16 protein-coding genes are annotated in these 12,706 nt (G+C 43.0%); 8 read left to right on the top strand and 8 right to left on the bottom strand.

Features of this window, described 5'->3' with window-relative positions:
- Positions 1-103: 103 nt before the first annotated feature.
- On the bottom strand, positions 104-319 hold the full coding sequence (locus tag AWT60_RS18330; protein WP_003214000.1) for a DUF1128 domain-containing protein: 216 nt from the start codon (positions 317-319) through the stop codon (positions 104-106).
- Between the two features lie 77 nt (positions 320-396).
- Positions 397-1,752, bottom strand: coding sequence for an alanine/glycine:cation symporter family protein (locus AWT60_RS18335; protein WP_076839109.1), 1,356 nt, complete (start codon positions 1,750-1,752; stop codon positions 397-399).
- A gap of 174 nt (positions 1,753-1,926) precedes the next feature.
- Between AWT60_RS18335 and AWT60_RS18340 the strand changes: the two genes are divergently transcribed.
- Genes AWT60_RS18340 through AWT60_RS18350 form a run of 3 tightly spaced genes read left to right on the top strand, consistent with a single transcriptional unit; the run spans position 1,927 to position 3,587 of the window.
- The gene (locus tag AWT60_RS18340; protein ID WP_024425273.1) at positions 1,927-2,397 is read left to right on the top strand and encodes a low molecular weight protein-tyrosine-phosphatase; all 471 of its coding nucleotides are present in this window, start codon (positions 1,927-1,929) and stop codon (positions 2,395-2,397) included.
- 20 nt (positions 2,398-2,417) lie between these two features.
- Positions 2,418-2,741 carry a YtxH domain-containing protein gene (locus AWT60_RS18345; RefSeq protein WP_041106306.1) on the top strand — a complete coding sequence of 108 codons (324 nt, stop codon included), beginning with the start codon at positions 2,418-2,420 and terminating at the stop codon, positions 2,739-2,741.
- Between the two features lie 27 nt (positions 2,742-2,768).
- Positions 2,769-3,587, top strand: a complete 819-nt coding sequence (locus AWT60_RS18350) for a YihY/virulence factor BrkB family protein (RefSeq protein ID WP_218677596.1) — start codon at positions 2,769-2,771, stop codon at positions 3,585-3,587.
- 207 nt (positions 3,588-3,794) lie between these two features.
- Here AWT60_RS18350 and AWT60_RS18355 read toward each other — a convergent pair whose 3' ends face one another.
- The gene (locus AWT60_RS18355) at positions 3,795-4,268 is read right to left on the bottom strand and encodes a GNAT family N-acetyltransferase (protein WP_256928570.1); all 474 of its coding nucleotides are present in this window, start codon (positions 4,266-4,268) and stop codon (positions 3,795-3,797) included.
- A gap of 50 nt (positions 4,269-4,318) precedes the next feature.
- Entirely contained in the window at positions 4,319-5,482 is a 1,164-nt protein-coding gene (locus AWT60_RS18360; RefSeq protein ID WP_218677597.1) for an MFS transporter, read from the bottom strand.
- A 75-nt stretch (positions 5,483-5,557) separates the two neighbouring features.
- Between AWT60_RS18360 and AWT60_RS18365 the strand changes: the two genes are divergently transcribed.
- From AWT60_RS18365 to AWT60_RS18375, 3 genes are all read left to right on the top strand, one after another.
- Positions 5,558-5,935, top strand: a complete 378-nt coding sequence (locus AWT60_RS18365) for an OsmC family protein (RefSeq protein ID WP_218677598.1) — start codon at positions 5,558-5,560, stop codon at positions 5,933-5,935.
- Positions 5,936-6,000: 65 nt separating this feature from the next.
- Positions 6,001-7,068, top strand: coding sequence for a calcium/proton exchanger (cax, locus tag AWT60_RS18370; protein WP_163115614.1), 1,068 nt, complete (start codon positions 6,001-6,003; stop codon positions 7,066-7,068).
- 67 nt (positions 7,069-7,135) lie between these two features.
- Positions 7,136-7,918: a YfkD family protein gene (locus tag AWT60_RS18375; RefSeq protein ID WP_218677599.1), complete on the top strand. Its 783-nt coding sequence runs from the start codon at positions 7,136-7,138 to the stop codon at positions 7,916-7,918.
- A 111-nt stretch (positions 7,919-8,029) separates the two neighbouring features.
- Here AWT60_RS18375 and AWT60_RS18380 read toward each other — a convergent pair whose 3' ends face one another.
- The 4 genes from AWT60_RS18380 to yfkAB all read right to left on the bottom strand — a co-directional run bounded on the left by AWT60_RS18380 (position 8,030) and on the right by yfkAB (position 11,347).
- Entirely contained in the window at positions 8,030-8,749 is a 720-nt protein-coding gene (locus AWT60_RS18380; protein WP_218677600.1) for a YebC/PmpR family DNA-binding transcriptional regulator, read from the bottom strand.
- A gap of 131 nt (positions 8,750-8,880) precedes the next feature.
- Positions 8,881-9,282 (bottom strand): nuclear transport factor 2 family protein, encoded by a 402-nt coding sequence (locus tag AWT60_RS18385; protein WP_041106317.1) that lies wholly within the window; start codon positions 9,280-9,282, stop codon positions 8,881-8,883.
- 99 nt (positions 9,283-9,381) lie between these two features.
- The gene (locus tag AWT60_RS18390; RefSeq protein WP_041106319.1) at positions 9,382-10,218 is read right to left on the bottom strand and encodes a mechanosensitive ion channel family protein; all 837 of its coding nucleotides are present in this window, start codon (positions 10,216-10,218) and stop codon (positions 9,382-9,384) included.
- Positions 10,219-10,225: 7 nt separating this feature from the next.
- Entirely contained in the window at positions 10,226-11,347 is a 1,122-nt protein-coding gene (gene yfkAB, locus AWT60_RS18395) for a radical SAM/CxCxxxxC motif protein YfkAB (RefSeq protein WP_218677601.1), read from the bottom strand.
- Between the two features lie 147 nt (positions 11,348-11,494).
- Here yfkAB and AWT60_RS18400 point away from each other — a divergent pair, with 147 nt between their 5' ends.
- Complete coding sequence (locus tag AWT60_RS18400; protein WP_012009274.1) at positions 11,495-11,686, top strand: SE1561 family protein; 192 nt, start codon at positions 11,495-11,497, stop codon at positions 11,684-11,686.
- A 101-nt stretch (positions 11,687-11,787) separates the two neighbouring features.
- The gene (gene pdaA, locus AWT60_RS18405; protein ID WP_025093504.1) at positions 11,788-12,579 is read left to right on the top strand and encodes a delta-lactam-biosynthetic de-N-acetylase; all 792 of its coding nucleotides are present in this window, start codon (positions 11,788-11,790) and stop codon (positions 12,577-12,579) included.
- Positions 12,580-12,706: the final 127 nt, after the last annotated feature.

Genomic DNA, 12,706 nt, shown 5'->3' on the forward strand with positions numbered 1-12,706 from the left:
GACTTTGTCTACAAGCTGAGCCAGCACCTTGCGGGGTGCTGGCTTTTTCTGTGCATGGATGGAAGAAAGCGGCGTAAACCGCAATTCAGTTTCCTTTGCACGATTATTTTCTTAAGTTTTTTAGCTCGCTTGCGATGGCTTGCATTTCACTTGGGCTGAATGAAGATTTTTTCATCACCATTTGGTGTAGAAATTCAATATCTTCGTACTTGTCTGGACTGAAGTCCTCGGCTTTGATGACTCCAATGTTCAGCATATTTAACTTTTGCGAAATGTCTTCAATCAGCTGATTGACTTCAGCCGCTTTTTGCTCTGACAAGGGCGGCACGTCCTTTCCTGCATATGTGTTGAATAATATGTCTATTTTAACAGAAATGCAAAAGAATAAAAGGGCTATTAAGACGACACCGAGATGTTTTTCTCTTTTTTCTCCTGTTTAATTTTTTCAATGATTCGTTTTGATTCAAATACGACAACGCCCGATAAACCAATAAGGCCAATTAAGTTTGGAATGGCCATCAGACCATTCAGCATATCTGCTACGCCCCATACGAAGTCATTCTTAAACACGGCACCAAAAAAGACAGCCATCACAAAGACGATGCGATAATACATGACGTACGAATCCTTCGCCAAATATGTAAAGCATTTCTCTCCATAATAGGACCAGCCAATGATGGTTGAATAGGCAAACAAGAGCAGTCCGATTGCCACAATGGTTGAGCCAGCTGGACCGAGGAAGTGAGCAAAGGATAACGAAGTCAGCGCATCGCTTTTCACTGTTAAATACATATCTGCCATGACAATGGTAATGCCAGTGATAGAACAAACAATGATGGTATCAATAAACACTTGAGTCATAGAGACGAGAGCCTGGCGGGCAGGCATATCCGTTTTCGCAGCTGCAGCAGCAATTGGTGCTGACCCAAGACCTGCTTCATTGGAAAAAACTCCTCGTGCGACACCCCAGCGAATGACAGTCCCAATTGCACCCCCTGCTACGGCTTGACCAGTAAAGGCATCTGAGAAAATAAGACTGACTGCGCCTGGAACAAGATCAGCATTCATAACAAGAATGATCAGACCGCAAATGACGTAAAATAAAGCCATGACGGGTACAAAGATAGATGTGACCCGGCCAATGCTTTTGATTCCGCCTAAAATCACAAGTGCTGTAAAAGCCGTAATGATGATACCTGTTACCCATGTTGGAATTTGAAAAGTAGAATTCATGACGCCTGAGATGGAATTAGACTGGACCAGGTTGCCGATCCCAAAGGCAGCACTGGCGCCGAAAATAGCAAATAGCACACCTAGCCATTTCTGTTTTAATCCATGCTCTAAATAATACATAGGTCCACCAGACATTTCGCCTTTTTCGTTTTTGACCCTGTATTTTACAGCAAGAACAGCTTCTGCAAACTTGGTGGCCATCCCGAAAAATGCAGCAAACCACATCCAGAAAACTGCACCAGGACCACCGGCTATAACAGCGGAGGCCACACCGACGATATTCCCTGTACCGACAGTTGCAGCAAGAGCCGTCATTAACGCTTGGAAATGAGAAATATCTCCTTCTGATATTTTGTCTTGTTTTGAAAAAGCGAGCTTTAAAGAATAAGGAAGTAATCTAATTTGAATGAAGAGAACGCGAAAGGTGAGGTATATTCCAGTACCAACAATTAAAATCAACAGGGGAGGCCCCCACAAAAAATTGTTCATCGTCGTGACAAACTGCTCAATTATTCCCATCTAATATCCCCCTTTGTTTGTGTAATTCTCCTAAAGTTTCTCCTGTTTTTGTGTATTTTGTCAATGGCGATGAGAGCTTTTCTTGCAAAGTTTCCAAAAGAAAAAGGACTTGATATGATAAAGTCAAGGTTTTCAAAAGGGAGTCTTAGGGAAAAGATAGGAGGAGAATGAAGGATGATTCATGTATTATTCGTATGTCTTGGCAATATTTGCAGATCACCGATGGCAGAGGCCATGTTTAGAAAACGAGTAGAAGATGAGGGGCTAAGCGAGCACTTTGTCATTGATTCAGCAGGCATTGGCGGCTGGCATCAAGGCAGTCCTCCGCATGAAGGAACACGAAAGCTGCTTGATGAAAAAGGAATCAGCTATGAAGGGATGTCCGCAAGACAAATCATAGATGAGGACATCACAGCATACGACTATATCATTGCGATGGATGCTGAAAATGTAGGAGCACTTCGCAGTATAGCCGGCTATGGGAAACATCACTTTATTGGCCGTCTTCTTGACTTTGTTGAAGACGACGATCGAGATGATGTGCCAGACCCTTATTACACTGGAAACTTTGAGGAAGTACATGATTTAATTGAAAAAGGAATTGATCGTTTTTTGACGTATGTAAAAAAAGAGAAACACCTTTAACTGAAAGGAGATCAGACGAGATGGAAGAAAAAAATCAAATCATGCTTCGAGGAGCTGTGATAGGAGCAGCTTGCGGCGCACTGCTGACATTATTTCATCGGCCAACGAGAATCGCGCTCAAAGACAAATGGGATGACTGTCAGGAAAAGCTGGCGGAATACCGTCAGGAGCCAGCCAGAATTTCTGCTTGCATGAAAGAAAAAATGGAAGAAACGAAGCAGCTGATGCGAACAGTCTCAGATGATTTGTCATTTTTAAATGAACAAGTCAATCAGTTAAAGGAAACAACCCCAAAAGTATTAGAGATTATTGAAGAAACAAAGGATCACTTTCGATCGAAATAGAAAGATTGATCATTGGAGATGAGGCGTATGGGTTTTATTAAAGCGTTAATTGAACGCTTTTTGCTGCATGAAGGACTGGCAAAATCTGCTGAGCTTGCTTACTTCTTTTTGCTTTCATTATTTCCGTTTCTCATCTTCGTGCTGACGCTCGTTGGATATTTGCCGCTGACGTCGAAGGATGTCCTAAGCGTCATTTCTGGTTATGCGCCAGAAGGAGCGCTTTCCATGATTGAATCCATTGCCGAAGAGACACTGAACAGCCGTAACGGCGGATTGCTGTCATTCGGGATTATTGCCGCTCTTTGGTCTGCATCTAACGGGATTAATGCCGTCGTCAGAGCATTTAACCATGCTTACGAAGTTGAGGAAAATCGTTCCTTCATTCTCGTACGTTTAACATCAATCATCTTAACCATCGCAATGGTTCTCACGATTATTTTTGCCTTAATGCTGCCTGTCTTTGGAAAAGAACTTGGCTTATTTCTCGCTGAATTAGTCGGGCAGTCAGATGCCTTTCTCACCGTTTGGACGGCCATGAGATGGATCATTAGCCCGCTGATTTTATTGATTGTGTTTACATCCTTGTACTATTTCGCCCCAAACATCAGGCTGAAATTGAAATTTGTTCTGCCAGGCGCCATTTTTGCGTCAATTGGATGGATCTTAGTGAGCATGCTGTTCTCATTTTACGTAGGCGAGTTTGCTAATTACAGCGCGATGTACGGAAGTATTGGGGGAATCATTATTTTGATGATCTGGTTTTATTTAACCGGCATCATGATTATCCTGGGCGGCGAGCTCAATGCGCTTTTACATAAGCGTAAAATCGTACCAGGCAAGGTGTGAAGAAATTCGGGCATCCTAAAGAAGAACGAACATGTTCAATCTTGATGGATGGGGGAATCACATATGTCCAAACAATCGAAAAAAGGCGGAAGCAACACGAAACAAAACAAAGGCCATCAGCCAAAGCACAAAACAAGCGGCAGTGCAAACGGGCAAAATGGTTATCATTAAATGAAAAAACTCCTCTGCATAGGTGCAGGGGAGTTTTTATTTCGACAATCGTATATATCGCTTAAGGATAAAAGCTGTATCAGGTTTTGACTGGTAGTGAGGATCATGCTGAAATCCTGCGTTTATCGCTACACGTTCACTCCTGACATGGCCAGCAGGACAAAAAATTTCAAATCCATCGACTTTAGGAGCAAAGATATCTGTCATAGATTTGACGATGGTTGTCACAATGCCCTGTCCTTGCGCGTCTTCATCAATCCAATAACCGATATTGCCTAATTGTTGATTAAATGTCAGACGGAACACACCGATTAATTGCTCGTTCAGCTGAATGCCAGCTTCCAACCCTTTTTGTTCATTGTAGGTGGTTTGAGTTGATTGAATAAACGTTTTGACAGCTTCTATGCTTTTGCAGTGATGAACCCAAGGCAGCCACTCCCCTAAATGGACCTTATTCTTTTGAATAAGACTAAATAGTGTGTCCGCATCATCTAAATGTAGAGATGCCAAAGTCGGGCTCATTTGTGATGTGATATGTAAACAACGATTGACCCTCCATTTTATTGACTCTCCAGCACTGCCGTCGTTCTCCCAAATCGAACGCAGCAAAACACAAATAATATCACGATGCTGACAAGGTAAAGTAAATTCATTCCTTCAAACGTTTGCACAAAGAATCCTCCTAGTACCGGTCCGAGAATACTGCCTGCACTAAACGCCATCCCGCACATCAAATTCCCGGCGGGAAGCAGATGCTTTGGCAATAAGTCGGTCATATAACTGATGCCAAGTGAGAAGGTAGAGCCTACAGCCATTCCGGCAATAAAGAAACAGATGGCAACAGCCAAAACGGATTGAATGAAAATCCCTGCCAAAAGGAAAAAGAATGATCCAGCGAGTGTCACACATAAAATGATGCGGCGCCTGCCAAACCGGTCACTGAGCATCCCAAGAGGAAGCTGAAAGACAATGCTCCCTATGGCAAACGCAGGTAAAATAAACGCAACCGCATCTACTGTCACACCGCTTCTGAGTGCATACACAGGGAAGTTACTATTAAGCGTCGTTTCTAAAAAGCCATAGCAAAATGGCATCATAAAGGCGACCCAGCCAAATTGAAAGGCCTTTTTAAAGCGCTTCAAACTGTTTGTCTGCTCTGACGTTTGCACTTCGCCCGTATCTGGATATGTATTTTTTAAAACAAAAACAAGCAGCCAAATACATAAACTAACGGCACCAGAAACAATAAAAGGCAAAGATGGATTGATCTCAATGAGCGGCGTTAAAAAAGGGCCGGCGGCAAAACCGAGTCCAAACGATAATCCATACAATGAAATATTTCGTCCGCGATTTCTTGATGATGACGCATAGGTCACCCATGTCTGTGTAGAGAAATGCAGCATATGGTCACCAATCCCGATCATGAGCCGGAGGAAGAACCAGACGACATAAGATTCAAAAAACACAAAGCTAAACAAGCTTAAAAAGACAGCGGCGCCTCCAATGACGATTAACGGCTTAAATCCAAACCGGCGAAGCGGTGCTTCCATAAAAGGAGACGCAAGCAGCACACCGAGATATAAGCCTGTGGCATGCAGGCCGTTTAACGTAGGAGAAGTCCCGGCATGTTCAAAGATAATGGAAATAACAGGGAGTAATGCACCCTGTGAAAAACCAGATACGGATACAAGTAAAATTAAAATCATAAAGTGAATTCTCGACATAAGATGCTCCTTACAAGTTCATGCTTTCATCGTACAATGTAACCATAGGGGTTTCAATAGAAAGGTGGAAAAGGAATGAAGCTGACATACGAAAAGGATCATTGGATCGCACATATTGAAGACGGGCAGCTGCATATTTCAGGAAAAGAAGAAACGGGGTACCGCCCATCACAGTTGTTCACCTCAGCCATTGCAGGCTGCTTTGGAGAAATGCTCACTCATGTATGCCATAAAAAGCGAATATCCTATAAAGGGCTGACGATCACACCTGAAACGACAAGGGCAGGAGCTGTAAACAACATTTCCTGCATTCATTTACATATCTTATTTGAAGACATCAAAACATCTGATGAACAAATCGATAAAGTGATCACCCTTGCATTGAAGCATTGCTCTATGGTGCAGTCCGTGAAAGGGAGTATTGATATCACCTTCTCACACGCGCGAATCTAAAATGTATACGATGCCGGCACTCACGAAAGAATAACAGTCAGACATATGTAAAGGAGAATGGCTGTATGAATCGTTTATTTCTTGTGATTGTCGCAATCGGTGTTCCGCTATCGGTGATTGGCAGTTTTCTTCATTTCCCGCAGGTCATCATGTTTGCCGTTTATTGTATCGCCATTATTGGCCTTGCTAGTTTTATGGGAAGAGCCACAGAAAGTCTTGCCATCATTGCGGGACCTAGAATTGGCGGACTTTTAAACGCCACATTCGGAAATGCAGTTGAATTAATCATATCGTTTTTTGCCTTAAAGCAAGGACTGACGGCCATCGTACTTGCTTCATTAACTGGATCAGTCATTGGAAATTTACTGCTTGTGGCGGGGCTGTCTTTTTTTGTTGGCGGATTAAAATATAAGCGCCAAGTGTTCAATGTCCATGATGCAAGGCACAACTCTGGCTTGCTCATGTTTGCCATCATTGTAGCGTTTGTCATTCCAGAAGTGTTTTCAATGGAGATGGCAGAGAATAAACAGTTTGTTTTAAGCATTGGGATCAGCATTGTGATGATTTTGCTTTATGTTGCGGCGCTCTATTTCAAACTGGTCAGCCACCGCGGAGTCTATGTTGCCAAGCAGGAGGGCATGCAAGGTGAAGCGGAGACGGAAGAAGAAACACCTGAATGGTCTGGAAAGTTTGCCACTGTCATTTTGCTGCTTTCGACGATCGCAGTAGCGTACATTTCAGAGCGCCTCGTTCATACATTTGATACGGTGGGAGAACAGTTTGGCTGGAGCGAGCTGTTTATCGGGGTCATTATTGTAGCCATCGTCGGCAACGCAGCAGAACATGCCTCAGCTGTCATCATGGCGTATAAAAACAAAATGGATGTCGCAGTAGAAATCGCCTTTGGCTCCACGCTTCAGGTTGCCATGATGGTCGCGCCGATTCTTGTCATCAGCTCGCTATTTTTCGACAAGCAGATGCCGCTCATTTTCTCCTTGCCAGAGCTCATTGCGATGGCATCCTCTGTGCTGCTCACGGTGATTTTATCAAATGATGGGGATACAAACTGGTTTGAAGGCGCCACATTACTCGCTGCCTATTTTATTATGGCGATTGGATTTTTCCTTTTATAATCTTTTGTGGATAAGGGACGTCTTTGCGGAAAATACTATGGAAAAATGAATGAGAAAGAGTGATGATATGAAAAAGATGCTACGCATCATGTTTGTTGTTCTCTTATCCTTAAGTTTTCTATACAGCTTTCCAGCAGAGGCAGCAAAGCCATTTAAAGTGCCATCCTCTGTCGCCAGTATCTCCAAGGAGAATACGTATCCAAACGCGTCACAGGATCAGCCGCTGCTCCAGCCGAGCGAGCTGACGGCTGAATTGTTCAAAACAACAAGTGTACCGATTGAGAATACTCTTTTGATTAAAATGCTGAATGAATCCAGCATTTCAGGGACGCCGTTAGCGGTTGGATACCGTGCGACCATTTTCCTCGGGAGATGGGCGCTGAGCTACGATTCAAACGAAACGGTCGCCAACTGGGAATACAAAAAAGTGAATACGAACCACATTGATAACAGAGGCGGCAACAAAACAGCCATTGGAAAATACGTTCAAAAGCAGCAAGTGAAAGTAAGCGGCGGGCTCACAGCAAAAGTGCCGAACCCAGAAGATGTGAAAACATTGATGATGCAAAAAGCGATTCAAAAAACAAAGCTGCCCCTCGCTTTTGACACCGTGATTGGTGCAGGAACAAAACGAGATCAGTCATATCACGTCTCTCCGAAAAAAGCAGCATCGCTTCATGCCTATGCACCAGCGATTAACGAAAAAGGTAAGGTCACATACGGAGAAGTGTACCTTGTGCTAAAAGGAAATAAACGAAAACTCGTCGTAAAAAACGTGACCTCACAAGGAATCGGCGCTTGGATTCCTGTTCAGGATCACTTGACGTTTGGGTTTCAAGGGATGAATTAATCTCCTTATCAATAGGAGAGACATTAACGCTTTATCCATGATTTTTAAAGAAAATAAAAAAAGCCATAGTAGAAGTTGAATGAACCTAACGACTACTATGGCTTAAGTTTTTTATTCCCCTAAATCCACATTATGATAAACCTGCTGCACGTCTTCAAGCTCTTCTAATACATCGATCAGCTTTTCAAATTGTGCTTTTGATTCATCATCTAATGTCACTTCGTTTTGTGGGAGCATTGTGATTTCAGCGACAGTGAATTCTTCTACGCCGGCTTGTTTGAATGCTTCTTGTACTTGATGGAATTGATCTGGTTCAGCGTACACAATCACCGTTTCATCTTCTTCCATGATGTCACGTACATCAACGTCAGCGTCCATTAAAAGCTCAAACGTTTCTTCTTCACTTTTTCCTTCGACACCGATGACAGCTGTTTCGTCAAACATGTAGGCAACAGAGCCGCTTACGCCCATGTTTCCACCGTTTTTCCCAAATGCTGCTCGAACATCTGAAGCTGTACGGTTCACGTTATTGGTGAGGGCATCAACGATCACCATGGATCCGTTTGGACCAAATCCTTCGTAGCGCAGCTCATCGAAGTTCTCTTCCGCACCGCCTTTGGCTTTTTCAATGGCACGGTCCACAATGTGTTTTGGGACACTATATGTTTTTGCACGTTCTAGGACAAAACGAAGTGCTTGGTTTGATTCTGGGTTTGGCTCACCTTGTTTGGCAGCCACATAGATTTCACGCCCGAATTTTGCGTAAATACGACTTGTACTGGCATCCTTTGATGCTTTCTTTTCTTTAATGTTGTTCCACTTACGACCCATCTTATTCACTCTCTTTCACTTAGAAAATACACAGTATGAGGGTCCCCATGCTGCATGAAATCATTCTGCTATCTATTATACATGAATCAGTCAAGAGGATAGAAGTTAGAGGGCTGAAGTGAAGAAAATTGTTAGCAGATGTGCCCAAGCGTTTCAAGCATTTCATGTTTTTCGTGAGCCCGAGTCAGCTCGTCACATCGGATAATCCTGCCATCTAATAAGGTGAAAAGAGCTGTGACATCTATTAAACCCCCGTCTCCGCTTGTGAGGTCAACATGTACCGTGTAACGAAAACACGCCTGCTGCGTTTCTTCATCAAATAACACATCATGAAAGGTGGGGATATCAAGCTGTGTTGTCATTTCTTTTAATGTGGATAGATGCTTTTTAAATTCATCAAGCGTGGAAACCTTCCCATCGGTCACTTGCTGATAGTCAGGTGAAAAATAAGTCTCCACCTTTTTTACATCGAACTTGGTTAACACCTCTTGATACATCTCCTTGATGAAAGAAATTGCTTCTGTTTTTGTCATTTCATACATCCTCTCTTTTGTTAACTGATTAACTAAATAACATTATAATTAACTAGTTAACAAAAAACAAATAAAAAAATAACCCCATCATAAATGAGGTTATTTTGCAGGCTGGGGATAAGCGAGATCCTCAAGCAATTTGACATCATGCTGATGAAGTTGTTTGATCATTTCTTTTCGCACAGCGAGGGCGGCGTCGAAGTATTTTTCGTCTTCGACCATTCCCTTTACTGTGATTTCAATCCCGCGATTCAGCTTATTCAGACCCATAATTCCATGAACCTGAAAGGGTTCAATGGCGTTTTGGAATTCATCTTTTTTAAGGAAATCATGATGCATTTGATTTAAATTGTCGCATGCTGATTCAAGTGCTTGGAAGGCGATATCAGGGTTTTGATTCGCACTAATTAACACAGATTCCGTAATCCGCATGTAGTGCATGTTATAGTTTTGGATTTGCCGGATATCTCCGTTAGAAATGGTTAACAGCTTGCCGCTCCATTCTCTAATTTGAAGAGAGCGGAGACCAATCTCTTCAATGGTTCCATTAAAGAGGTTATTCACCGTCACATAATCCCCTTTATGAATCTGGCGTTCATAGATGAGAAAAACGCCTGCTAAAATATCACGAATCAGCGTCTGAGCGCCAAAACCGATGACGATCCCAGCGACACCAGCACCCGCAAGAATTTTCCCAAAGTCATGAAAGAAAAGAGAAATGACATATAGCACAAAGCAAATCGAAGCGGTGTATTGCGTGACCGATTTGACCAAGCTCTCGATCGTTTTCTTCTTTTTGTCCTCTATAAACTCAGTTCGTTTAAAGAAAATTTGAAGCGCTTTGTTAATCATAAAGACAGCAAGCCAAAGAATGAGTCCAACAAGGAGAATTTCAATGTATTTGTTTTTGACCACTGTCAGAAATGTATCGTCCATCTATCGGTTACCCCCTGGCTGTACGAGAAGTAAAATCAACATCTTGATAATAGCTGTTTTTCACTAAAACATTCGGACCGAGGCACTGCACGCTTGGGCAATGACAATTTAGTTCTTTTGCTAATTTCGTGTCCATCCAGCGTGTATAGGCTGATTGCAATGTATCAGTTGCAATGTTTCCAAGCGGCGGTGTATCGCCAAAGTCTGTCACAATAATATTCCCATCAAAAATATTCACATTCAACCGTGAGCGTCCATCAGGGTCATTTCGTACCGTGACATTTTTCTCTTGGCGCAATCGGTTGAGGAGTCGCTGGTCTTCTTCATCTGTGCTGCATGAATAAAACGGTAGGGTGCCAAACAGCATCCAGGTGTTTTGATCACGAATATCAAGCAGCTGATGAATCGCATTCCGCATTTGCGGAAGCGTCAATGATTCAAGAGCGCTGGCGAAATCACTTGGATACATCGGGTGAACTTCGTGGCGCTGGCATTTCATTTCCTCGACGATTTGCCGGTGGATGTGTTCGATATATGGAAGCGTGCGCTTATTCAGCATGGTTTCAGCGGATACGGTTACGCCCGCTTTGACAAGTGCCTGACTATTTTCAATCATGCGGTTAAATAATTTCTCACGCTGTTCAAAGGTTGGTTTTCGATCCATCATGGCAAAACCGACCGTTGCAAACTCTTCGACAGTGCCCCAGTTATGTGAAATGTGAAGGACATCTAAGTAAGGGATAATTTCTTCATATCGCGCCAAATCAAGGGTTAAGTTTGAATTGATTTGTGTACGCACGCCGCGTTCATGGGCATACTTTAATAAAGGGACGACATATTCCCGTACAGATTTAAGAGAAAGCATGGGCTCTCCGCCTGTAATACTAAGTGAACGCAGGAGCGGAACTTCATCTAAACGGCGAAGCAGTAAATCAATCGGCAGTGCATTCGGGTCTTTAGGCTGTAAGGTATAACCGACCGCACAATGCTCGCATCTCATGTTACACAATGTTGTTGTCGTAAATTCAATATTTGTCAGCTTCATTTCTCCGTAATCCTGCACATCGAGATAGGCTTCCCAAGGGTCGTATGCAGGTGTGATCGGACGAAGTGCTGTTTTTTGGTTCATGGTATCTATCTCCTTTTCATTCGGGCAAACGTAGACCCGCCAACAGTTAATTTTAAGCCTCATCACGGTTATACGCAAGGGGGGACACAATTGATTTACAAGGGAAAAAAAGATAAGCTATAAACAAATGCTAAAGGGAGTGTATCGATGGGTAAGGCAGCAGACAGCAAAGAGCAGCAGGTTGATTATTTAAAGAACCGATTAGATATGTTTATGAATGTGATTGATTCATTAGATCCTGAATCAACAGACGTTGAGGATATAGACAGACTGATTCAGATGATTGACGACCTGGAAGCGAAATATGAACGGTTTAAAAATGATTGGAAGGAAGAATAGCTCGCGCAGTGCGGGCTTTTTTCTTTAAATTGGCAGGTGAATCGGTGTATGAGTCTCGGTCTTATTCTGCACAATAGAAGAAAAACCGGGAAGTGACGTAAATGAAAAAATTCATGCTGATCTGTTTATGTGCGCTTTTTGTTTCCATGCCTCTTTCAGAAGCAGGAGCCGTGTCTAATAAGCCCATCCACTGGGGATTTGCGAAAAGTAAAGAGCACAGGCCGCCGGATGCGGGCAAAGAATTGACGGCACTCTTAAAAAAGTATGATGCGTTCTATTTAGGCAACACGAAAAAGAAAGAGATTTATTTTACTTTCGACAATGGCTATGAAAATGGGTACACGCCCAAGATCTTAGACGTGCTGAAAAAACATCAAGTGCCAGGCACCTTTTTTGTGACAGGTCACTTTGTAAAGGACCAGCCGGGGCTTGTCAAACGTATGGCAGAAGAAGGTCATATCATTGGCAACCATTCCTATCATCATCCAGATTTAACAACAAAGAGTACAAAGGAAATCAAAGAAGAGCTGGATCGTGTCAATGAAGCTGTGTACAAAATCACAGGAAAACAGGATAACCTCTATCTTCGTCCGCCGCGCGGTGTGTTCAGTGAAAGGGTACTAAAAGAAACAAAACAGCTCGGCTACCAAACGGTTTTCTGGTCAGTAGCGTTTGTCGACTGGCATATCCATCATCAAAAAGGAAAACAGTATGCTTATGATCAAATGATGAAGCAGGCGCACCCAGGTGCCATTTACTTACTTCATACCGTCTCAAGAGACAATGCCGAAGCGCTGGATGATGCCATCACCGCTCTGAAAAAACAAGGATATTCCTTTAAAAGTCTAGACGATCTCATGCTTGAAAAGGTATGGGATCTGCCTCAGCTATAGAAAGAAGCCTGCAGAAGATCTGCAGGCTTCAGCGTGTAGACAAACCCTCGCATTCTTTGTCAGTTCTGCGCTTCGGTGCTCACGAATGTCAAATTCGCTCCGCTCCGATGCTCGTCCTTCCTAGACT

Source organism: Bacillus sp. F2HM (assembly GCF_019266135.1).
Lineage (GTDB): Bacteria > Bacillota > Bacilli > Bacillales > Bacillaceae > Bacillus > Bacillus safensis.